At 42.0% G+C, this 23,375-nt stretch carries 14 protein-coding genes; 12 read left to right on the forward strand and 2 right to left on the reverse strand.

Features of this window, described 5'->3' with window-relative positions:
- Positions 1-114: 114 nt before the first annotated feature.
- Both BY457_RS12670 and BY457_RS12675 read right to left on the reverse strand, forming a co-directional pair.
- Positions 115-729, reverse strand: coding sequence for a hypothetical protein (locus BY457_RS12670; protein WP_106153700.1), 615 nt, complete (start codon positions 727-729; stop codon positions 115-117).
- The gene (locus BY457_RS12675; RefSeq protein WP_106153701.1) at positions 716-1,084 is read right to left on the reverse strand and encodes a hypothetical protein; all 369 of its coding nucleotides are present in this window, start codon (positions 1,082-1,084) and stop codon (positions 716-718) included. Before BY457_RS12675 ends, BY457_RS12670 begins: the two co-directional genes overlap by 14 nt.
- Positions 1,085-1,522: 438 nt before the next feature.
- Here BY457_RS12675 and BY457_RS12680 point away from each other — a divergent pair, with 438 nt between their 5' ends.
- The 12 genes from BY457_RS12680 (at position 1,523) to BY457_RS12740 (ending at position 23,308) form a co-directional block, all read left to right on the forward strand.
- Positions 1,523-2,704 (forward strand): ATP-binding protein, encoded by a 1,182-nt coding sequence (locus BY457_RS12680; RefSeq protein WP_106153702.1) that lies wholly within the window; start codon positions 1,523-1,525, stop codon positions 2,702-2,704.
- A 117-nt stretch (positions 2,705-2,821) separates the two neighbouring features.
- On the forward strand, positions 2,822-6,355 hold the full coding sequence (gene nifJ / locus BY457_RS12685; protein ID WP_106153703.1) for a pyruvate:ferredoxin (flavodoxin) oxidoreductase: 3,534 nt from the start codon (positions 2,822-2,824) through the stop codon (positions 6,353-6,355).
- A gap of 255 nt (positions 6,356-6,610) precedes the next feature.
- Positions 6,611-7,621, forward strand: a complete 1,011-nt coding sequence (locus BY457_RS12690) for a dihydroorotate dehydrogenase-like protein (protein WP_106153704.1) — start codon at positions 6,611-6,613, stop codon at positions 7,619-7,621.
- A gap of 273 nt (positions 7,622-7,894) precedes the next feature.
- Positions 7,895-10,606, forward strand: coding sequence for a pyruvate, phosphate dikinase (ppdK, locus tag BY457_RS12695; RefSeq protein WP_106153705.1), 2,712 nt, complete (start codon positions 7,895-7,897; stop codon positions 10,604-10,606).
- An 86-nt stretch (positions 10,607-10,692) separates the two neighbouring features.
- Positions 10,693-11,121, forward strand: a complete 429-nt coding sequence (gene ruvX / locus BY457_RS12700; RefSeq protein WP_106153706.1) for a Holliday junction resolvase RuvX — start codon at positions 10,693-10,695, stop codon at positions 11,119-11,121.
- Positions 11,122-11,461: 340 nt separating this feature from the next.
- Positions 11,462-12,019: a peptide deformylase gene (gene def / locus BY457_RS12705; protein ID WP_106153707.1), complete on the forward strand. Its 558-nt coding sequence runs from the start codon at positions 11,462-11,464 to the stop codon at positions 12,017-12,019.
- 480 nt (positions 12,020-12,499) lie between these two features.
- Positions 12,500-14,473: an asparagine synthase (glutamine-hydrolyzing) gene (gene asnB / locus BY457_RS12710; protein WP_106153708.1), complete on the forward strand. Its 1,974-nt coding sequence runs from the start codon at positions 12,500-12,502 to the stop codon at positions 14,471-14,473.
- A gap of 110 nt (positions 14,474-14,583) precedes the next feature.
- A complete protein-coding gene (gene nadE / locus BY457_RS12715; protein ID WP_258176721.1) occupies positions 14,584-15,588 on the forward strand; it encodes an NAD(+) synthase in 1,005 nt (334 codons plus the stop codon).
- 12 nt (positions 15,589-15,600) lie between these two features.
- Entirely contained in the window at positions 15,601-17,061 is a 1,461-nt protein-coding gene (locus tag BY457_RS12720; protein WP_106153709.1) for a class I adenylate-forming enzyme family protein, read from the forward strand.
- Positions 17,062-17,544: 483 nt separating this feature from the next.
- Complete coding sequence (locus BY457_RS12725) at positions 17,545-19,635, forward strand: ComEC/Rec2 family competence protein (RefSeq protein ID WP_181256474.1); 2,091 nt, start codon at positions 17,545-17,547, stop codon at positions 19,633-19,635.
- Between the two features lie 394 nt (positions 19,636-20,029).
- Positions 20,030-21,370, forward strand: coding sequence for a Trk system potassium transporter TrkA (gene trkA, locus BY457_RS12730; RefSeq protein WP_106153711.1), 1,341 nt, complete (start codon positions 20,030-20,032; stop codon positions 21,368-21,370).
- Positions 21,371-22,456: 1,086 nt separating this feature from the next.
- Positions 22,457-23,308, forward strand: coding sequence for a hypothetical protein (locus BY457_RS12740; RefSeq protein WP_106153713.1), 852 nt, complete (start codon positions 22,457-22,459; stop codon positions 23,306-23,308).
- Positions 23,309-23,375: the final 67 nt, after the last annotated feature.

Genomic DNA, 23,375 nt, shown 5'->3' on the forward strand with positions numbered 1-23,375 from the left:
GTATCGTTTGTAGAGAATAGTCAGTAGTAAATTGCTTTTAATAGGTGAGTTTCCTGACTGTCTATAAGTTGATATTATCAAATTAAAAAGAGGTCGCTGATGAGCGGCCTTTTTTTATTCTTGCAATCTGAAAATCTTTTTTCGGAAACGCTTTACCTCTTCAAAGATGGAATTCACTTTTACCATATTGATGATCGGAGTGGTTTGGGTAATCTGATAGGTCGTTTCATTGCCTTCCATATCATATGTATTTTGGGGTTTACCTATTTTTTTAGTTTTTATTTCGATGGAAATCAGCTGTTGTTTTAATGGTTGCAAGGCTGTCAAAACCTCATTTACTTCATCATTGTGTTCAAATTTTCTCAACCATTCCTCAAGGATTATCAGACATATTTGCTGATCTCCCAGACGAATCATCAGTGTCTCATCGTTTTGAGACTGGGCATAGTGATTAAGCAGATGCATTCCTTCAATCCAAGCCCCCAAAACCATAAAAAGTCCCGTCTCTACTCGCTGTGGCGTAAGTAATTCTCGTTCCATGTCATTGATTTGCACGGTACTCATCATTAATAGAGAATCCACTTCTTCAGGAGAAGCAGAGGCTGTAGCTAAATCTTTTAATGATTCAAAATCGAAGAACTGAGAGAGGTAGAGTGCGTTGGATAGTTCCCTGATTTGATTTAGCGGACGAAGGGTCGCCGATTTCTGTTCAAAACTACTGATGTACATTAGGTCGGCACCAATTCCTCCCAGAGCCAGGGCTTTTTTCTTTAGGAGTGTGATATTTGGAAATATCCGTATTTAAAAGAATTTTATTCGAAAACCGGTAGTTTGAATATTTGATGGCTGCAGCAACTTCTGTAGGAGAGGCTATGTTAGAGGCCATTGTTTGTGCTGTTTGAGACAGTTCTTCCTTTAATTGCTGATGATTATTAAATAAAATGCTGTCAGAGGGACTTAAAGTCAACTCCTTTTTCTGATAATTTTGATTTTCGTAGAGCGTTAATGAAATGAAACCTGCTATTAAAATAATGAAAATGATAGCCAGAATGAGCGTGTTTCTTTTGTGAGATGGATTTTTCATCGGTTAAAGTTTATGGGTTAATGAATGTTTTTAGTCTTTGTGTTCATTTTATGTAAAATTATGCTCATTTAAAGGGATGAATGGAATCAGATGAGCATAAGAAATTTCAGTTAAGGTTGACCATGAGGGGATATTTGATGTGAATTTGAAGTCTTTTTCATTTTTTGGTTTGGTTAAACAATGATAATTCATTTGAAGGAAGATTCAAAATAGCATCGGAATTTGTGCATCTTTGGCTTAATTGTAAATGAATAAAAACCGTTAATAACCATCTTTTTTTGTCTCAACCTCAGTGCCAGTCTAATGTCCCATTAATTTGCCTTTCCTTTTTTTATCTTTACTAAATATAAATAACAATCAAGCGCAAAAAATGTAATCTGCATATTGCAAAATCAAGAAACCATTGTTTAAATTTGCCAACAAATACTAATTGTTTTGATGCAGGCATTTATAAAAACACACCGTTATTTGTTGGAGCATTTAAGTGTTCCCGTACATCGTCACTTGCTTGATTACATCGACTGGGATCATCGTCTTATTGGTGTTCAGGGTGCAAGAGGTGTGGGTAAAACGACCTTCTTGCTGGATTATGCCAAAACCTATTATGGTAACTCCAGGTCGTGCCTGTATGTGAATCTGAACAATCTTTATTTTTCGGAAATCAGCGTTGTAGCTTTTGCGGATGAATTCCGGAAAACAGGTGGTAAGATTCTTCTGCTGGATCAGGTTTATAAATATCCCGGCTGGGCAGAAGAGCTGAGGTATTGTTACGATCACTTTGAGGATCTGAAGATTGTCTTCAGTGGTTCGCCCTTGATGCGCCTGGATGAGGAGAATGCTGAATTGAATGGTTGTGCCAAGGTCTATAATCTGCAGGGATTTACTTTTCGGGAATACCTGAATCTAAAAACCGGCAATGATTTTCAACCGGTTTCATTAGACGAGTTGCTGGCCAATCATCAGCAAATTGCAGAAGAAATAGTGGCAAAAGTAAGGCCGCTGGCTTATTTTACCGATTATCTTCATCATGGATATTATCCGTTTTTCCTGGAGAAACGAAATTATCTGGAAAACCTGTTGAAGACCATCAATCTGGTTCTTGAAATTGACATCAGTTATCTGCAGCAAATTGAATTGAAATATCTTCCCAAACTACGTAAATTGCTCTATATAGCCGGGAAGTCTGCCCCCTTTCAACCCAATATCAGCCGCTTGAGCAATGAGGTGGAGACCAGCAGGGCTACAGTGATGAATTATCTGAATTACCTGCGGCAGGGAAGGTTGATTAATTTACTGTATGAAGATACCTTCGACCCTTTGAAAAAACCCTCTTGTGTTTATATGCAAAATCCAAACCTTGTTTATTCTGTTGCCCGAACCAGCGAGGTGGAGATGGATGTGTTGCACAAAACTTTTTTTTACAATCAGCTGGGATATCTGAACAAAGTGAATTACAGTTCCGATGCTGATTTTTTAATTAACGGGGATAAGCCATTTTACATCGGTGGCCGAAACATTGAGAAAAAAAGCCAGGATAAGGAAGGCTATTTTGCCCGTGATATGGTGGAGGTAGGAAATGGTAATCAGATTCCGCTTTGGTTATTTGGCTTTTTGTTTTAAGAGCCTTAAATTGATTAGCCCCGGAATTAATTTTACCTGCCCTGCAGAACAGATTAGAATAAATATTGGTGATTACAAAAGATAAGTGATTTTTAAAACAATAAGGAGAACAGACAAATGGTTAAAAACAAGAAGTTCATTACCTGTGACGGGAACTACGCTGCAGCTCACGTAGCATATATGTTTAGTGAGGTGGCAGCTATCTATCCCATCACTCCGTCATCCAACATGGCTGAAAACGTGGATGAGTGGGCAGCCAACGGACGGAAAAACATCTTTGGAGAAACTGTGAAAGTGGAAGAGATGCAGTCTGAAGCAGGTGCTGCTGGTGCTGTACATGGTTCACTTCAGGCCGGTGCACTTACCTCTACATTTACTGCTTCACAGGGATTGTTGCTGATGATTCCTAACATGTACAAAATTTCGGGTGAATTGCTGCCCGGAGTATTTCATGTGAGTGCACGTAGTTTGGCAGCTCAGGCATTGTCAATCTTTGGCGATCACAGTGATGTGATGTCAACTCGTCAGACAGGATTTGCCATGCTGGCCACCGGAAGTGTGCAGGAAGTTATGGATTTGGCAGGTATTGCTCACCTGGCATCCATCAAAAGCCGTATTCCGTTTATGCATTTTTTCGATGGTTTCCGTACTTCACACGAAATTCAAAAGATTGAAGCCATTGATCAGGACGAACTGGCTAAACTTCTGGATTGGGATGCTTTGCAGAAATTCCGTGACAATGCTCTGAATCCGGAACATCCTGTGACCCGTGGTACTGCTCAGAACCCGGATATCTATTTCCAGTCACGTGAGGCTTCCAACTCTTTCTACGACGCGATTCCGGATATTGTAGCCGACTACATGGATAAAATTTCTGAAATTACCGGTCGTAAGTATCGTCCTTTCGATTATTATGGTGCCGATGATGCAGAACACATTGTGGTTGCTATGGGATCAATTACTGATACCATTAAAGAAACTGTTGATTACCTCAATGCCAATGGAGAAAAAGTTGGTTTGATTGCTGTACACCTGTACCGTCCTTTCTCAGCCAAGTACTTCTTTGAGGCATTTCCCAAAACTACCAAGCGAATTGCTGTTCTGGATCGTACCAAAGAGCCAGGTGCCAATGGTAACCCACTTTACCTTGATATCCGCGATCTCTTCTACGGAAAAGAAAATGCCCCCATTGTGGTTGGCGGACGCTACGGATTGTCTTCTAAAGATACTACTCCTGCTCAGATTGTTTCAGTTTATGAAAATCTGAAAATGAATGAGCCTAAGAATGATTTTACCGTAGGTATTGTTGACGATGTGACTTTCAAGTCTCTTCCGTTGAAAGAGGAAATCAATCTTGCACCTAAAGGAACTTTTGCCGGTAAGTTTTATGGATTGGGATCTGATGGTACCGTGGGTGCCAACAAGAACTCCATCAAGATTATTGGTGAAAACACAGATAAATTTGCACAGGCTTATTTTGCCTACGATTCTAAAAAATCAGGTGGTATTACCATTTCTCACCTACGCTTTGGTGATGAGCCCATTCGCTCACCTTACCTGGTGAATACTCCTGATTTTGTTGCTTGTCACGTACCTGCTTACCTTCGTCAGTACGATATGCTCAAAGGGCTGAAAAAAGGTGGAACCTTCCTTTTGAACAGTATCTGGGACGAAGAGGAGACAAAGAGTCGTATCCCGGCCGATATGAAAAAGTATATGGCCGAGAATGATATTAAATTCTATATCATCAATGCTACCAAGATTGCACAGGAAATTGGATTGGGTAACCGTACCAATACCATTATGCAGTCGGCTTTCTTTAAGATTGCTGAAGTAATTCCTTACGATCAGGCTGTTGAACAGATGAAGAAGTTCATTGTGAAGTCTTTCGGCAAGAAAGGCGAAGACATCGTGAATATGAACTTTAAGGCTGTTGAACAGGGTGGCGATGTAACTCAGATTGAGGTTCCTGCCGATTGGGCCAATGCTGCAGCTGAGCCCGAAGCAGTTAAGAAAGATGTTCCTGAGTTCATCAGCAAGATTGTATTCCCCATCAATGCTCAAAAAGGTGATGATCTTCCGGTGAGCGCCTTTAAAGGTCGCGAAGATGGTACTTTCCCCGCAGGTACTGCCGCCTACGAAAAGCGTGGTATCGCTGTGGAAGTTCCCGAGTGGCAGATGGACAATTGTATTCAGTGTAACCAGTGTGCTTATGTGTGTCCGCACGCAGCCATTCGTCCTTTCCTTTTGGATGAGGAAGAGTTGGCCAATGCTCCTGAAGGTACTGAGGCTAAGAAAGCCAACGGTAAAGGGTTTGATGGTCTGAAGTTCCGCATTCAGGTAAGTGTACTCGACTGTACCGGCTGTGGAAACTGTGCCGATGTGTGTCCTTCCAAGGAAAAATCGCTTATTATGAAGCCGCTTGAAACTCAGATGGAAGAGGTAGAGCGTTGGGATTATGTGACTGACAAAGTTACTATTAAGGACAATATCACGCCTAAAACCACCAACCTGAAGGCTTCTCAGTTTGCCAAGCCTTTGTTTGAGTTCTCCGGAGCTTGTGCCGGTTGTGGTGAAACACCTTACATTAAGTTGATTACCCAGTTGTTCGGAGACCGTATGATGGTTGCCAATGCTACCGGATGTTCTTCTATTTATGGTGGATCAGCTCCTTCCACGCCTTACTGTACCAATTCTGAAGGTCAGGGACCAGCCTGGGCCAACTCACTGTTTGAGGACAATGCCGAGTATGGTATGGGTATGGCTGTTGGTGTGGATAAGATGCGTGATCGTCTTGAGCGTCTGATGAATGAGAATTTGTCGGCTGTTGCTGCTGAGACCAAAGCTGCTTTTGAAGCCTGGATTGAAGCTAAAGAGGATGGCGAAAAGACCCGTGAAGTTTCCAACGCTGTTCTTAAGGCACTGGAAAATGAGAAACACGCTGTTGCCAAAGAGATCCTGGCACTCAAAGACTATCTGGTTAAAAAATCAGTGTGGGTATTTGGTGGTGACGGATGGGCTTATGACATCGGTTACGGTGGTTTGGATCATGTTATTGCTTCCGGTCGTGACATCAATATCCTGGTAATGGATACTGAGGTTTATTCAAATACAGGAGGTCAGGCCTCCAAGTCAACTCCTGTTGGTGCTGTGGCTAAATTTGCTGCTGCCGGAAAAGCTATCCGTAAGAAAGATCTTGGTCTGATGGCTACTACCTATGGTTACGTTTATGTTGCTCAGGTATCTATGGGAGCCAACCAGAACCAGTATTTCAAAGCTCTGAAAGAGGCTGAGGCCTACCCGGGACCTTCCATCATTATCGCTTACTCTCCATGTATCAACCATGGTTTGAAAGCTGGTATGGGAGCATCTCAGGCCGAAGGTAAGAAAGCTGTGGAGAGTGGTTACTGGCACTTGTATCGCTACAATCCGATGTTGGAAGCAGAAGGAAAAAATCCGTTCCAGCTCGATTCTAAAGAGCCCGACTGGAGTAAATTCCAGGACTTCCTCAAAGGAGAGGTGCGTTACACAGCTCTGATGAAATCATTCCCCGAGCAGGCAGAGGAGCTTTTCAAAGCTGCTGAAACCAATGCTAAATGGAGATACAGTACTTACAAGCGCTTTGCTGCTATGGCATACGACGCCGAATAAGTATTATCATAGTTTTTTGGAAGGCAGCTCCGTTTTGGGGCTGCCTTTTTTTGATTTGTTACCCGAAATTTATTAACTTGAAGTCACTTTATTTCTTAACATTTTGCCAGTGTAATGAATCTTAATTTGGTAAATTATGAGACATTCCACCAGGTTTTGATAATGAGTTTGTAGAGGCTTTTTCAACAAAAAAGAGATAAAGATTGTTAATTATTCAGGTTGAAATTATAAACCACTAAAACATACCCTTAGAATATGGATCTATCTACACATTACATGGGGATTCCCCTGAAAAATCCGTTAATTGTCGGGGCCAGTAACCTGGTAACCGATAAAGAAATGGTTAAAAAGCTGGAAGAAGCCGGAGCTTCTGCCATCGTTTATAAATCGCTTTTTGAGGAGCAAATAAACCTTGAAGCTGCTGAGTTGGATGAGGATCTTCATGAATATGATGACCGGCATGCCGAAATGGTTGATCTTTTTCCCAAGGTTGAGCACTCAGGACCCAGAGCTCATCTGATGGCTGTGAAAGAGCTCAAGGAATCGGTTTCTATTCCGGTAATTGCAAGTCTTAATTGTATTTATGATACCACCTGGGAGGATTATGCCGAGTTGCTTGCCTCTACCGGGGTTGATGGTCTGGAACTGAATTTCTATAGTACCATTACCGATGCGAATAAAACGCCTCAGGAAGTTGAAAATTCCCGGATTGATATTTTGAAAAGGGTAAAAAAGAAAGTGCAGATTCCTGTGGCTGTAAAATTGAGTCCTTTTTACACCAATGCCCTGGAGTTTATCAACCGGCTTAGTGAAGATGGAGCTGATGCATTTGTGTTGTTTAACAGACTGTTTCAACCCGATATCAATATCTGGAATGAAGAGTTTGAAATGCCCTATAATCTGAGCCATAAAGGGGATAATCGCCTGTCTTTGAGATATGCCGGTTTGTTGCATGGACGACTTCAGGCCAGTATTGCTGCCAATACAGGTATCCTGGACGGAGAAGATTTGATTGCATCTCTGCTTGCTGGTGCTGATGTGGCTCAGGTGGTAAGTACCATCTACCGCAACGGATCTGAACAAATAGGAAAGATGCTCAATGAGTTGAGTGACTGGATGAAAGAAAAAGGGTACAATTCCATTGATGATTTCAAAGGTAAAATGGCACACAGTCGCATTACCGAACCTTTTGCATATAAGCGGGGACAGTATGTGGATTTCTTAATGAAATCGAAGGAGTACTTTAAAAAATATCCCATGCGCTAAAGGCGCCGGAAGAATATTTGCAACCGGATTTGTCCATCGGGGACAATCCGGTTTTTTTTAGTGAATTCGCGAAAACCCTTGCCGTTGCGGATATCGTTAAGCAATCCCTTTTCGTTAACTGAACACTTATGATTTATTATTGTAAGAATTTAACAAGTTGGGCATCTAAACTATTAAATTATTGAATTTTCGATATAAATTTGATTAATTTTAAGGCCGTAAAAATAAAAAATTATTAAGCTTTAATCATAAAACATTACAAAAGAAGCGATTATGAGTGATAAGCGTGTTTACACATTTGGAAATGGAAAAGCCGAGGGTAGAACCGACATGAAGGAGCTCCTTGGTGGTAAAGGAGCCAACCTGGCTGAAATGAACCTTATTGGTGTACCGGTGCCTCCGGGATTTACCATCACAACTGATGTTTGTACCGAGTACAATGAGTTGGGACATGATAAGGTGGTTTCTCTTCTGAAAGATGAAGTTGAAAAAGCCATTGCCCAGGTTGAAGAGCAAACCGGAACTAAGTTTGGCGACAAAGAGAATCCTTTGTTGGTTTCTGTGCGTTCAGGTGCCCGTGCTTCTATGCCCGGTATGATGGATACCATTCTGAACCTTGGTCTGAATGACGAAGCTGTGGAGGGAATGGCAAAGAAATCGGGTAATGAAAGATTTGCCTGGGACTCTTACCGTCGTTTTATCCAGATGTATGGTGACGTAGTGATGGGCTTGAAGCCTGAATCTAAAGAAGATTCAGATCCTTTTGAGGAGATCATGGAGAAAGTGAAAGAAGAAAAAGGTATCGAACTGGATACTGAATTCACTGTTGAGGATCTTAAAAGCCTGGTTCAGAAATTTAAAGAAGCTGTTAAGAAGCGTACCGGTAAAGATTTCCCGGTTGATGCTTATGAGCAACTTTGGGGGGCTGTAGCCGCTGTGTTTGACAGCTGGACCAACAGTCGTGCTGTTTATTACCGTCGATTGAATGGCATTCCTGACGAATGGGGTACTGCTGTTAACGTTCAGGCTATGGTATTTGGTAACATGGGTAACTCTTCAGCTACAGGTGTTGCATTTACCCGTGACGCTGCTACCGGTGAGAACATTTTCAACGGTGAGTACCTGATTAATGCACAAGGTGAAGATGTGGTAGCCGGTATTCGTACACCTCAGGAGATTACTCTGGAAGGAAGCCGTCGTTGGGCCAAACTTCAGGGTATTTCTGAAGAGGAGCGTGCCAGCAAATTTCCTTCTCTTGAGGAGACTATGCCTGATCTTTATAAAGAGTTGTTCGACGTACAAAAGAAACTTGAGAACCATTATAAGGATATGCAGGATCTTGAGTTTACCATTCAGGAAGGTAAGCTTTGGTTGCTGCAAACCCGTAACGGAAAACGTACCGGTGCTGCTATGGTGAAAATTGCCATGGATATGTATCGTGACAAATTTATTGATGAGAAAACTGCTTTGCTGCGTCTGGAGCCTGGCAAACTTGATGAATTACTTCACCCCGTATTTGATTCAACTGCAATTCGTTCGGCTAAAGTTTTGGCTAAAGGTTTGCCCGCATCTCCCGGTGCGGCTACCGGACAAGTTGTATTCTTTGCCGATGAAGCCGCTAAGTTTGAACAAGCGATTCTTGTACGTACCGAGACTTCTCCCGAAGATCTTGAAGGGATGAACGTAGCCCGCGGAATTCTTACTGCCCGTGGTGGTATGACTTCACATGCTGCTGTTGTAGCCCGCGGAATGGGTAAATGTTGTGTGTCTGGAGCAGGAAACGTTAAGCTTGATTACCGTGCCCGTACCATGACTATTGATGGTAAAGTATATAACGAAGGCGACTGGATCTCCCTGAACGGTTCTACCGGTGAAGTTTATGAAGGGAAAGTGGAGACTCGTAAGCCCGACATGAGTGGAGATTTCGCTCTGATCATGGAGTTGTCGGACAAATTCGCTAAAATGAGTGTTCGTACCAACGCCGATTCTCCTAATGATGCAAAAGTAGCCCGTGACTTCGGTGCTAAGGGTATCGGATTGTGCCGTACCGAGCATATGTTCTTCGAAGGCGAGCGTATCAAAGCTATGCGTGAGATGATTCTCTCTTCAACTGTTGAGGGGCGCAAGAAGGCACTGGCCAAGTTGCTGCCTTATCAGCGAGAAGACTTCGAGGGAATTTTTGAGGCTATGGCCGGATATGGTGTGACTGTTCGTCTGCTTGATCCACCATTGCACGAATTTGTACCTCATCAACAGGCTACTCAAAAATCTCTTGCTGAAGAAATGGGAGTGCCCATTGAGCAAATTCGCAACACGGTTGCCGACCTGGAAGAATTTAACCCTATGTTGGGACACCGTGGTTGCCGTTTGGGAATCACTTATCCTGAAATTACTGAAATGCAGGCCCGTGCAATTATCGAGGCAGCTCTTAACCTGAAGAAAAAAGGTGTAGATGCCCGTCCCGAAATTATGGTGCCCCTGATTGGTACGCTGAAAGAGTTCAAGATGCAGGCGGATATTATCCATGCTACTGCTAATAAAGTTTTTGAGGAGTATGGTGATAAAATCGACTACCTGGTAGGTACAATGATTGAGATTCCACGCGCTGCTCTTACAGCTGACCTGATTGCTAAGGAAGCCGACTTCTTCTCCTTTGGAACCAATGACCTCACACAGATGACCTTTGGTTACTCTCGTGATGACGCCGGTAAATTCCTGCCCATTTATCTTGACAAGGGTATCCTGAAGGATGATCCTTTCCAGGTGTTGGATCAGGAAGGTGTTGGTCAGTTGGTGGAAATGGGAACCAAGCGTGGTCGTGGTGCCAAGAGCGAACTGAAAGTAGGCATCTGTGGTGAGCACGGAGGTGAGCCTTCTTCTGTTGAGTTCTGCCACCGTACTGGTATGAACTATGTAAGTTGTTCGCCTTATCGTGTGCCCATCGCACGTCTGGCCGCTGCTCAGGCTGCTGCCCGTGAGCAATAACAACTTGTTTTACATCTTATTTAGAAAGCGGGAGCCGGTTGGTTCCCGCTTTTTTTGTTAATTTTGTGCCTGAAAAATAAATAATTGTGGGAAGAATCCTCGCTTTTGATTACGGGAAAAAGAAAATCGGACTGGCAGTAACAGATCCGTTACAGATTATTGCCAACGGACTGGATACCATTCCTTCGGCCAAAATTTACTCTTTTTTGGAAGAGTATCTTGCCAAAGAGGAGGTTGAGGCTTTTGTGGTCGGACATGCCACCAAAGATTCAGGTGAGGATTCGGAATCCATGAAGCAAATCCGACCGTTTGTGCGCTCGTTGCAGAACAAATATCCGCACATCCCTGTTCATATGGTTGATGAGCGTTATACCAGTAAAATGGCCTTCCAGACCATGATAGATGCCGGCCTCAGTAAAAAGAAACGTCAAAATAAAATGTTGGTGGATAAGATTAGTGCAACGATTATACTTCAGACTTTTATGGAGGAGCGTAATGGTGGAAGGTATGGGTGAGTGAGTAATGAGGGATGAGAAATGAGGGATGAGCGGAAAGAATTGAGAGATAAGAAGTGAGAGGAGTGTTACGCTAAAGCCGAATTTATGTCATGATAAAATGTTTTTCAATTTTGAGAAGGTAGTAATTGTTGTTCGATGTTTCCTTGTTACGGTACTCCAGTCCAGGGGACGATTGTTTTGTAGAAATGGGTAGCATTGGCGTTGCAGTGAATGCAAAACTTAGACAAAGGCTACCTGTTGATTATTAGAGAATTATATGAATATATTAACGGTTAATCATGTTTTTAGTGGAAAGGGTTTCCTTTGAAAACAAAACAAACCAACAACTAAGAATAAAATGATATATCCTGTAGTAGTTTACGGGCACCCCGTGTTGAGGAAAGAAGCTGAAGATTTTTTGCCCGAAGAAAAAGAAGGTCTCCAACAGTTGATTGAGGACATGTATGAGACCATGTATAAAGCCGATGGTATTGGGCTTGCAGGCCCCCAGATTGGCTTGTCTAAAAGGATTTTTACGATTGATGCAACTCCTTTGGCAGATGAGATGCCGGAATTGGCAGATTTCAAGAAAGTATTCATTAATGCCCGTATTGTGGAACGTGACGGAGCATCCGTTTCAGATAACGAGGGCTGTTTGAGCTTGCCCGGAGTCAATGAGAGTGTAGGTCGTCTCTCCAGAATTCGTATTCAGTATGTGGATGCCGATTTTAATGAGCATGATGAGGTATATGAAGGATGGGCTGCCCGGGTGATTCAGCACGAATATGACCACATCGACGGGATTCTCTTTGTGGATCATCTGGCACCATTGAAAAAACGCCTCCTTAAGAGTAAACTTAATGCCATCAGCAAAGGTAAAGTAAATGTGAATTACAGAATTAAGCTGCCCAAATAGTGTCTGTCCATAAAGCACCATTTACTGCGTTACGCTTGTCCGAAAAGTACTCATTTAGAAAAAGTAAACTCCGTATTTTCGGACTTGCGCCACCGCTAAAGCTTTAGGCGGCACGCGGTCGCAAGCCTTGTAACTGTCACTTTCTGAACAGACACGGCTCCAGCCAAAAACTTTCCCGACTTTATAGACGGGCACTAAATAAGCAGGATTAAAACAACTAGACAAAAGCCATCGGAGTGAAAATTCCGGTGGCTTTTGTTTTTTAAATACCGTCAATGCAGAATTTCACTGCATTGACGGTATTTTCTTATCCTTTTGGGCGAGGTTAATTTCTGTCATCACTATTTATATACATTTCATGTAATTATTCAGGTCACCAAACAAATAGAGGTGGAAAAAGAAACCGGCTCCTCTTAACTTGCCGTGAAGCGATGGATAACACAGGTTTGGTTAAACTATCATTCAAATATCAGAAGTTAAATGTGTGGGATAGCAGGATTCTTTGGAAATATTGGTGAAGAAAAGTACAGTCATTCGGTTTTGAATAAGATGCTGTCCCGGATCAGGCATCGGGGCCCTGATGAGTCTGGGGTATTTCTGTCTCCCCTGATGAGCATGGGAAGTGTACGTCTCAGTATTATTGATTTGGCCTCAGGCCAGCAGCCTTTGTGCGACGATACCGGGCGTTATTGGATTGCCTTTAACGGCGAAATCTTTAACTACCGTGAATTACGGATTGAATTGGAAAAGTTGGGATGCAACTTCAGGACGAATAGTGATACTGAAGTTTTGCTGTTTGCGTTTCGGGAGTATGGTACAGATTGTCTGAATAAACTCAATGGTCAGTTTGCTTTTGCCGTTTGGGATACATTGGAGAAACGGTTGTTTCTTGCTCGTGACAGGGTTGGGATTCGTCCTCTTTTTTATACTTTCAGTGGGGAACATTTGGTTTTTGGGTCTGAAATTAAAGCGCTTTTTGAGTTTCCGGGGTTGCATCGAAAGCTGGATGAGTTTTCTCTGCAACAGGTATTTACATTCTGGACTTCCTTGTCACCCCGTACAGCTTTCGAAAAAGTGAATGAGCTTCCTCCTGCTCATTTTATGATTTTTGAAAACGGACATGTAAAATTGAAAAGGTACTGGACTCCTGTATTTTCCTCAACAGAGAACAGCTTTAAGGGGACAATGAATGAGGCCGGCGAGGAACTGGAGTCATTGCTTAATGACTCGGTGGCATTGCGGTTGCGGGCAGATGTTCCGGTGGGAGCTTATTTAAGTGGAGGGCTCGATTCTTCTGTTATTGCTTTGCTGATACGCAACCAGGTACCGGAAGGATTGTTGGAGACTTTTTCCATCGGTTTTTCGGATGCTGAATATGATGAAGGGTCTTACCAGGACAAAATGGTGGAGTTGTTGAAAACCCGCCATCATCGGGCATACTGCAGTCAGGATGATATTGTTAATGGTTTTCCTGAAGCAGTTTGGCATGCCGAAATGCCTTTGTTGCGGACAGCCCCCTTGCCAATGAAACAGCTTTCCGGTTTGGTGCGGCAAAACAATATAAAGGTTGTGATGACAGGCGAAGGTGCTGATGAGATGCTCGGAGGATATAACATTTTTAAGGAGATGGAAATTCGTCGATTCTGGGCCAGAAATCCCGATTCTGTTATTCGCCCGCTTTTACTTGGACGCCTTTATCCCTACCTGCCGCAATTGAGAAAGATGGGGCCCAATGCGCTTAAGATGTTTTTCGGATATCGTTTGCAGGATACGGACTCGGTACTTTATTCTCATCTTCTGAGGTGGAACAACACCTCGAAAATCAGGAAGATGATGCGAAACAATTCTTCCGGCAACCAGCAAATGATTGGTCATTTGGAACAAATTCTTACTCCGGTTCTTGAGAGACAGAGCGATTTGGGCAAAGCTCAGTTCATCGAATCAGAGATTTTTATGTCCGGGTATTTGCTCTCCTCACAAGGCGATCGTATGGCTATGAGTAATAGTGTGGAGGGGCGTTATCCTTTTTTGGATCATCGTGTTATGGAATTTTGTCATTCTTTGCCCGATGACTTTAAGCTGAGAGGCCTGAAAGAAAAAGTCCTGTTAAAACATCAGTTTAAAAATCGATTGCCTGATGATGTGGTTAACCGGGCAAAGCAGGCTTACAGGGCACCGTTGGCAACTCCTTTTCTTAGGTCGGGAACTTCCGGATATGTATCAGAACTTCTTTCTGCCGATATCTGCAAGGCAGCCGGAATCTTTGATGAAAAAGCGGTGGAGATGTTGTTGACAAGGCTGAGAAAGAGTAATAATTATTCAGAGGTTGATCAGATGGCCTTTGTTGCAGTGCTTTCCACGCATTTGTTGTGGAAACAGTTTGTTGATGAGTTTAAACCGCTTTCTCCCGAAGAGATAAGAGAAGCAGAGGTGCGGGGTGTGATCAAAGTGTAATCAATAATTAAGTATGAAATGAACATTGCAAGGGATGCGACAAAATATAATGTATAAATTCCTTACATGCGAGTTCCGTAAGACCGATAACTTAGATAAATAGTATACTGATGAAAAAAATGCCTGAAAAAAAGAAGTTTACAAAAGATGTTTTAAAAATTAAGGAACCGGAGGTTTTGCTGGATCGTATTTGCAATAAACTGAGAGAGGATGTTTTTCACCGGTTTCGCAGAAGAGGTGCAGTGGTAGGGATAAGCGGGGGAATTGACTCTTCTGTAACCCTGGCTATTGCAGTAAGGGCTTTTGGTGCAGAGAAAGTTTTGGGCGTTTTGCTGCCTGAGCATGATTCAAGTCCTGATAGTAAGAATCTTGCTCTGGAACTCGCGGATACTTTTAATACAGCCACTGTTGAAGAAAATATCAGCGAAGCATTGAAAGGGTTTGGTTGTTACGCGCGTCGTGATGAAGCTGTTAAGAGCATCGTACCTGAATACAATCCGGAAACAGATAAAATGAAAATTGTGATTCCACGGGATATTCTGGAACGAAAACTGCCTCCCGTTTTTTATGTAACGGTTGTCTTCTCTAATGGTGAAGAGGTCTCAAAAAGATTGACACCTAAGGCTTATTTGCAAATAGTTGCGGCATCCAACTTCAAACAAAGAAGTCGTATGTCCATGCTTTATTATCACGCTGAAGCTAATAATTATGCGGTTATTGGAACTCCCAATAAGCATGAGGTAAAGCAAGGCTTTTTTGTAAAGTTCGGAGATGGTGGAGCAGATGTTATGCCCATTGGAAATCTGTACAAGACTCAGGTTTTTCAATTGGCCCGTCATTTAGGGGTGCCCACCGGTATCATCGAAAGGGTTCCAACTACGGATACTTATACTGCTGAGCAGACCCAGGAAGAATTTTTCTATCAAATGCCTTTTGAACAGATGGATTTATTATGGTATGGTTGGGAGAACGGTTTTTCTGCTGATGAGGTTGCTCCTGTATTAGGAATGAGTAAAGAAGATGTGTTGAACAATTATTCCAATTTTGAGCGTAAAATGAAGACTACCGATTATCTCAGAAGTGCGCCTTTACACGATTATGATTTTTGGGAATAAAGAAGACTGAAGATGAATGTTGTTGATGATTTTTTTCGGAAAACTGCGCGACTGGACAAGGATGTAATTGTTTCGTCCCGTGAAAAGTTAAGTTACAGTGAACTTGCCCGGAACGTTTATACGCTTTCATTATGGTTTCACGATAATTTTACTCCCGGAACGCCAATCCTCTTGTTATCGCCTAACAATGTTTTTTTTGTTACGGTTTATCTGGCCATAATGAAGGGGGGGTGTGTTTGTGTGCCTGTGAATCCTGCCGTTGAGCCTGATGGTTTTGTCTTTGTAAAGGAGAAGACCGGAGCTCCTTATGCATTTCTTCATTCTTCGGTTGCTGCACGATTAAATCCGGAAGGGGTTTATGCTGATGAGAAGGAGACGTTCGAATGGATCGGGAATCATCAAAAGGCAGGTTATAAAACCGGACCGGCAATGGCACCAGATTCTCTGGCACAGATAATTTTTACCTCAGGTTCCACTGCGGTGCCTAAAGGGGTAATGCTTACCCACGAAAATTTGATGGCAAATACATCATCTATTTTAAGGTATCTGAAGCTTGGGATTGAGGATACGGTGCTGGTGGTGTTACCATTTTTTTATTGTTATGGTTTGTCTTTGCTGCACACTCATTTAAAGGTGGGAGGCACCCTTGTGTTAAACAATAATTTTATGTTCCTGGGCAGTGTCCTTAATGAATTAAAGAAATATCGCTGCACCGGTTTTGCAGGAGTTCCCAGTCATTTTCAGATTCTTTTAAGGAAATCAGATTCTTTTAAGGAGAGTCAGTTTCCCGACTTGCGCTATGTAACGCAGGCAGGGGGAAAGTTGCATAAAGCATTTATTCTGGAATTCAATCAGGTTTTTCCGGAAATCAAGTTTTTTGTAATGTACGGACAGACAGAGGCCACAGCCAGATTGTCTTACCTGCCTCCGTCAATGCTTCCTCAAAAGGCCGGATCCATAGGAAAAGGAATTCCCGGGGTGCAGTTGAAGGTAGTGAATGAAAGTGGCCAGCCGGTGGCGCCCGGGGAAACCGGTGAAATTATCGCATCAGGAAAAAATATAATGAAGGGCTATTTTGAAGATGAAGAGGCTACCGGTGCTTCCATCCGCAATGGGTGGTTGCATACCGGTGACCTGGGAACGGTGGATGAGGATGGATTTATCTATTTAAGTGCCAGAAAAAAAGAGATTGTAAAAGTAGGTGGTAAGCGGGTGAGTCCTAAGGAAATTGAGGAGGTCATTGTAGATATGCCCGGAGTGGTTGATTGCACCGTGGAGGGAGTGGAGCATCCCGTGCTGGGAGAAGCTCTGAAGGCAACAGTGGTTCGAGGTGCACAAAGTGATATCTCCGAGGAAAAGGTGCGTGCGTTTTGTTCTTCAAGGCTTGCCTCTTATAAAATTCCCTCGGAAGTTGTTTTTAAGGATCAAATGGTTGTTAGTGCTACAGGAAAAAAAGTTAAAGGAGTTCTCTAATTAGTGCCCGTCTATAAACTAAGCAAAGTTTCTTAAGTTCGCTGTGTCTGTTCAGAAGGTTCCGTTTACAAGGCTTGCATTAGCGGAAATGCGGAGTTTACTCGAGTAAATGAGCAGTTTCCGCTAATCGCGTAACGCAATAAACGGGACTTTATGGACAGATACTAATTAAAAAAGTGTCGGAGTTGATTTTTAATTGTAAAACAATTAGCTTGTCCTCTTATAATTAGAGCCCGTCTATAAAGTCGGGAAAAGATTTAACAAGTACTGTGTCTGTTCAGAAGGTCTCGTTTACAAGGCTTGCCATTCACGGAAATGCGGAGTTTACCTGAGTAAATGAGTGATTTTTGGGCAAGCGTAACGACGCAAGTGGTACTTTATGGACAGAAACTAATTAGTCTTTTATCGGGTTTTTGCATTACAGAATTGTTCATTTCTCTCAAGGGAAGTGTTGATAATTTGTTGTGCCCTAAACCTGATTTTATGAAGTTAAAGGAGCTTGTAAGGCGAATCCCTTTTTTGTTTTTTGCTTCTGTGCTTGGAGCTGGTATTTGGTTTGCCCAATTTGTGGATGAGAGTCTGTTGCTTATTCTGGCTCTCTTGTTTCTTGTTATATTACTTTCTTTTTTTCTTCTTTTTTCTTTACGGTTCAGGGGACGATACCGAAATCGTTGGCGCGTGGGAGCATCTTTTTATTTGTTGGTGTTTATAGCCGGCTTTTTTTTGGCCATGATTAATCGCCCGATTGGCATAAAAAGCGGTTTTAATGTTGTTGGAACAGCAAAGGTTTTAGATGCTGATGTGACCTTGTCGGGATATCATAATTACACCGTGGAGCCATTTAAGTTCTCCATGGACAGCTCATTTTCATTAAAGTCGAAGATGGTCTGGCGATTGATTGTGGAGCCTCCCGACTCCTTGCTTCGGCCAATGGCCCGGCCGGGAGATATTGTGAAGTTTTCTGCTTTTATTGCGGGCCATGAGAAACCTGCAAACCCTGGTGCTTTTGATTATGGGGAATATCTTTTTCGTCAGGGTATCTCCGGGTGGGGCTTTGTGGAGAAGGAAAGGTTTTTTATCGAGCAGAAGGGGGCGCTCTCTGGTTTGAGGGGACAGATGCGTCATTTACGTCATCAGACAATTGAGATTTATCGCAGGCATGGAATTGAAGGTGAGGAATTACAGGTTTTGTCAGCACTGACTCTTGGTGTCCGTTCCATGCTTGACGAAGAAGTAAAGAACTGGTTTATTCACTCCGGGGCAGTTCATGTACTGGCAGTATCCGGTCTTCATACAGGGATAATATTTCTTTTGGTCAACTGGTTGCTCAATTTGTTTTTGCCGGTGAGGAGCATTATCCGGGTAATCATAGTAATCGGGGTACTGATCTTTTATGCAGTCCTTACCGGAGGTGCTCCCTCTGTATTTCGGGCGGTGGTAATGCTTTCTGTCATTCAGATAGGAAATTATTCCGAGAAGAGTAGTAATGTTTACAACCTTTTGGGTGTTTCGGCCTTTTTAATCCTGCTGATTCATCCCATGTCACTGTTTCACATGGGCTTTTGGTTGTCACATTTGGCTGTGGCCGGTATTGTTACCTTTTATCCGGTGTTTTCAAAGCTTTATTCCGGCCAAAAGATCTTTATCAGATGGGCAGGAGATTTGGCATCCGTTTCCCTGGCTGCACAAATCGGGACATTGCCACTCTCTTTATTTACATTTAGGGCGTTTCCTTCGTGGTTTTTGTTATCAAACTTTCTGATACTGCCGTTGGTTGCTCCCATCCTGGTCCTTTCCAAATTTTTGGTGATGTTCTCAGAATTTCGCTTTTTTTCTTTGATGATTGCCGGGGTTTTGAACGATTTGTTGGGTTTTATGCTTGAGGTGGTTGAGTGGCTCGATTCATTACCCTGGTCTTATATGCAGGGGTTGTGGGTAAATGCGGCTACTATGTGGATATTATATGCCTTGATGATTTTTTTGATGCTTTGGTATCATACGAGAATGAGAATAATGTTAAAGGGGACTCTTTTTCTGTTGTTGTTTCTGATGCTTGTTTTACATCAGGATTATTGGAGAAAAAGTAAAACAGACAGGTTTGTTGTTTTTGATGTCAAAAGAGAAAATGTTTTTGGTGTCATTGCGTCCGGGCAAGGTTTGGTTATTGCAGATACCGCTGTTTCCCGGCGGAATATAGATTTTGCCTGCAGCGGTTTTTTTGCCAGAAATTCTTTTAACCTGGATAGAAAACTCCTTTCGGAATGTTGGAATGCAAGTGGTGAAGCAATGATTTGGTGTTCGGGAACCAGTCGGTTTCTTGTTTTAGGTGAGGTTGATGTCGATCGATTGAACTTTTCTGAAGGGTTGAAGTTCGAGGGGGTGGTTTTTTCAGGGGATGTAAAAGGAGATGTTCCGGGATTTTTATCTCAAATAGTGACTGATCGATTGATATTTGCCAAATCATGCCCGCCATGGTGTATCAAAAGATTCAGAGAAGAAATTGAACATTTACCCATGGAACTCCATTTTGTTGCGCAAGATGGGGCGTTTGTTTATCCTAAAAACGGATTTTAGGATTTTTCTTCAACAGGCCAACGGCCTGAGAGCAACAGCCTGGGGTAACGCCCCAGGAAAATTGGAACAACTCCCTCCCCCTCTCATTATTGGTCGCGTCGCGACCAATAATGAGAGGGGGAGGGATACCTCAAAGCTCAGGGCTATTGCTCTCAGGCTTTAAACCTGTTTACACTTTACCTTTTTAATATATAATGCAGAGTAAGAACAACAGGCGTTATTTTTCTAATCAATCCATGTAATATTTCCTTACTTCACCTTTTATCTTTTATATTTGTCTTTTAGTTTTACTTTAGCAAAGTAGAATTAATATAGGATGCGTTTCATAGAAAGGATGAGTTTTGAAAGAACCGGCGCATCCAACAAGAAATAACAGACAAATAATTTTATACGAATGAATATTCTGATTGCCGGAGCCGGAGAGGTTGGTACACATTTGGCACGACTTTTTTCCAATGCCGATCATGATGTGATTTTGCTTGATGATGATGAGGTCAAGTTAAGACGTCTAAGTCGTATTCTGGATGTAATGCCGGTGAAGGGTTCGGTGACATCAATCAGTGATTTGGTAGAGGCAAAAGTTAAATCTGCTGATTTATTTATTGCAGTGCCTCCTTACGAAGAGGTAAGTATATTGTCTGCGATGCTTGCCAAAAAACTGGGAGCCAAAACAACCATTGCCCGGATCAATAATTACGAGTATCTGGTTCCGGAAAACAAAGAGTACTTTAAGCAGTTGGGAGTGGATGAAATGGTTTATCCTGAACATCTTGGTTCTCAGGAGATTATTGCATCCCTCAAGCAGGTTGGGACCCGCCAGTTGTTTGAGTTTTCTGATGGTCGTTTGTTATTGCTTGCACTCAAAATACGCGACAATGCACCAATTGCAAATCTTACCCTCTCTGAAGCTGCTGAATTGCATGAAGTAAATGATTACTACACGGTGGCTATTTATCGCGACGGGAAAACAATTATTCCCAGAGGTGATAATCGTTTTAAACACGGTGATCTGGCTTACGTAATTACCACTCGTCCCGGGATACCCCAGGTATTGACAGATGCCGGAAAAGAGCAATTCGAAATTCACAATGTGATGATTTTAGGTGGGAGTCGCATCGGAAAAAAAGTGGCCAAAGAGCTGGAACATCATTACAAAATAAAGTTAATTGAGCTGAATCGCGAAAAGACCATGCGCCTTGCTGATTTCCTTGAAAATACTCAAGTTGTTAGTGGTGACGGGAGAAGTCTTGACCTGCTGAAAGAGGAAGGAATTCACAAAACGGATGCATTTGTGGCGGTTACTGATAATTCCGAGGTGAATATTCTGGCTTGTCAGATGGCTAAAAAAATGGGAGTCCGCAAAACCGTGGCTGAAGTTGAAAACATGGATTACATCGATTTAGCCGAAAATATTGGAATTGGTACACTCATTAATAAAAAGCTTATCGCTGCCAGTTACATCTATCGTTATACCATGAAGGCAAGTGTGTCGCATGTGAAGTGCCTCACAGCAACCGATGCAGAGGTTCTTGAACTTACGGCACAGCCCAATTCAAAAATTACCCGGGGGCCGCTAAAAAATATAGATTTACCCAAGGATATGAATGTGGGGGGGATAACCCGTGGAAAAGATGTTTTTATTGCCAATGGAGAAACGCGTATTCAGCCCGGAGATAAGGTAGTGGTATTTGCCCTTCCATCAGGGTTGAAGAAGGTGGAGAAGATGTTTTCGTGAGTTTGCATCACTATTTGAACTAAACTTCTGAAATGTATTCCTTTTCAGAGCATCAGATTTTTTTCCTTATCATTTGAGTGCTTCTTTAATGCGGTTCTCTCTTTTGATTCAGATTACAGCATTAATGAACTTCATACAATTGCGATCAGGGTTAATGAATATTACGTGGATGGAAAATGGACCGGAGACGTAATGTTGCTTGATGACTGTTGGGACTATAGCATTGATGAGTAAGACACAGAAAAATATTTAAGGATAAAATCTAATAACAAAAAAGCGATGGGGGTCTCATCGCTTTTTTATTGTTTTGACCTGGCCTGAATAATTGACTTCGTCGAACTTCGTTTCATAAATAATTTATTACAATGTTCAATTACCTGCTGCAATTTGTTTTTTATTTTTCATCGAGGGTCGTGTTTTGACATCAAGAAATGGCATCGAGAGAATGATGGTCATGATGCACTCAAAACTATATCCTTTTATCTTAACTTCTGAAGTAACCAGTTCAGTAGCTTAAAGATGTGACACAATTCCCAAAGAACTGGAAATAAAATCGGGTTTGAGTACCTATGGATAAAACCGTTTTTAATTCGGAAGTTTTATTAATATCTTTACAGTACTGCATGGTATTCGTGCATGGAGTATTTTTCAATATTCAAATAATCAGTTGTTTAGCCATTTGTTTGTGCTGCATTTGTTATTCTTCTTAATTAGTTTTCATTTTTTTATCAAACTACGGGACTTAAGTATTTAAGGCAAAACAGAACTCTAATATGGAATTAATCCAGATTGAAGGTTCTTTTGTCTTTGTTTTTCCTCATTTTGTCAAACTTGAATTTGCAGAAAATCAATTGAATTGGTCGGGAAGGAATTCTGCGAGTCCCTTTGTTTACGAGGGTATGAGGTGTATTTTATTGATATCAGGCTTCATTTTTCAGATCTTTTTTCGATAAAATTGCTATTGACTTATTTTTATTTCTGTCGTTGATTTGCTCTTAGTTTGGTTCAGGTCATTATCTGATAGATAACAGATTGAATCCGATTTTTCTCGACAAAAATTTATTTGAACTAATAAAAACGACGGTCATGAAGAAAAGTGTAATTTATTTCCTGGTATTCCTGCTTATGGTGCCATTTTACTCATGTGAAAAGGATTCGGGAGAGGAGCCCGGTTCAATTGCCGGTATGGGAGAGGCATCCGGTGACATAGCTGTGACTTCTTTCGACTTACCGGAAGGTCTCTCTCTGGATGGTGATATCAGTGGTGTTGACCTTAACGGGGATGATGGCGTTTATGCTTCCGTTGAGGATAAGGATTTGCTAAAAAGTTGGAATTTTGGAAATTTATTTCCTGATTATGGAAACGGTGGTCAATGGATTAAGCTTAAGCTGACCATTTCCAACAATCATGGTACTCCAAGAACCCTCTTTTTCCCAAAGGGATTGGTTTTTAAAGTAAACAAATCTGATTACCAGCATGGTATTCTGTTGCAGTGGACATGGTTTGTACTCAAAGCCCATTCCTCACGCACGATTTATCTAAATCTGTTTTGTATTAACAAGGGGAGGCATGGTTCATCTTCAGATGTGCAATATACCATGGCCGGAATTGCGCAATCCTCTGTTATGTGGAACTTATTAAACAGAATCGGATGGCGCAAAATTAATTGTGAACACTATTTTAATCCAAACGAAGAACTTAAATCTGCAGGAGGTTTGAAGAGTGAAGAGGATTTGGTTGCGCAATATGAAGAAATTTCAGAATTGTTGCAGGATGCCGTATGGTCGATAACCAATGGAGATGGATTAACGGCTCAGCAAATTCAGGATATTGAGGCGCTGCCCATGTTGGAAGAGGGTACTTATCCTGAGGGACTTAAAGATAACGGAGAGAATGCTCCATTCTTCTTTGAGGAGTATCCGGGTGCTGCAGAATAATGATTTCTTATTTCATGACGACAATTCATGAAAGGAGTCTGGGTAAATCGAATTTATTAAGTTAATT

The sequence above is a fragment of the Marinilabilia salmonicolor genome, assembly GCF_003003035.1.
Classification (GTDB): domain Bacteria; phylum Bacteroidota; class Bacteroidia; order Bacteroidales; family Marinilabiliaceae; genus Marinilabilia; species Marinilabilia salmonicolor_A.

Excerpts from the sequence above, each read along its gene's own strand:
- BY457_RS12670 (WP_106153700.1), bottom strand. The coding sequence starts at position 729 with ATGTACATCAGTAGTTTTGAACAGAAATCGGCGACCCTTCGTCCGCTA.
- BY457_RS12675 (WP_106153701.1), bottom strand. The coding sequence starts at position 1,084 with ATGAAAAATCCATCTCACAAAAGAAACACGCTCATTCTGGCTATCATT.
- BY457_RS12680 (WP_106153702.1), top strand. The coding sequence starts at position 1,523 with ATGCAGGCATTTATAAAAACACACCGTTATTTGTTGGAGCATTTAAGT.
- nifJ (WP_106153703.1), top strand. The coding sequence starts at position 2,822 with ATGGTTAAAAACAAGAAGTTCATTACCTGTGACGGGAACTACGCTGCA.
- BY457_RS12690 (WP_106153704.1), top strand. The coding sequence starts at position 6,611 with ATGGATCTATCTACACATTACATGGGGATTCCCCTGAAAAATCCGTTA.
- ppdK (WP_106153705.1), top strand. The coding sequence starts at position 7,895 with ATGAGTGATAAGCGTGTTTACACATTTGGAAATGGAAAAGCCGAGGGT.
- def (WP_106153707.1), top strand. The coding sequence starts at position 11,462 with ATGATATATCCTGTAGTAGTTTACGGGCACCCCGTGTTGAGGAAAGAA.
- asnB (WP_106153708.1), top strand. The coding sequence starts at position 12,500 with ATGTGTGGGATAGCAGGATTCTTTGGAAATATTGGTGAAGAAAAGTAC.
- nadE (WP_258176721.1), top strand. The coding sequence starts at position 14,584 with ATGAAAAAAATGCCTGAAAAAAAGAAGTTTACAAAAGATGTTTTAAAA.
- BY457_RS12720 (WP_106153709.1), top strand. The coding sequence starts at position 15,601 with ATGAATGTTGTTGATGATTTTTTTCGGAAAACTGCGCGACTGGACAAG.
- BY457_RS12725 (WP_181256474.1), top strand. The coding sequence starts at position 17,545 with ATGAAGTTAAAGGAGCTTGTAAGGCGAATCCCTTTTTTGTTTTTTGCT.
- trkA (WP_106153711.1), top strand. The coding sequence starts at position 20,030 with ATGAATATTCTGATTGCCGGAGCCGGAGAGGTTGGTACACATTTGGCA.
- BY457_RS12740 (WP_106153713.1), top strand. The coding sequence starts at position 22,457 with ATGAAGAAAAGTGTAATTTATTTCCTGGTATTCCTGCTTATGGTGCCA.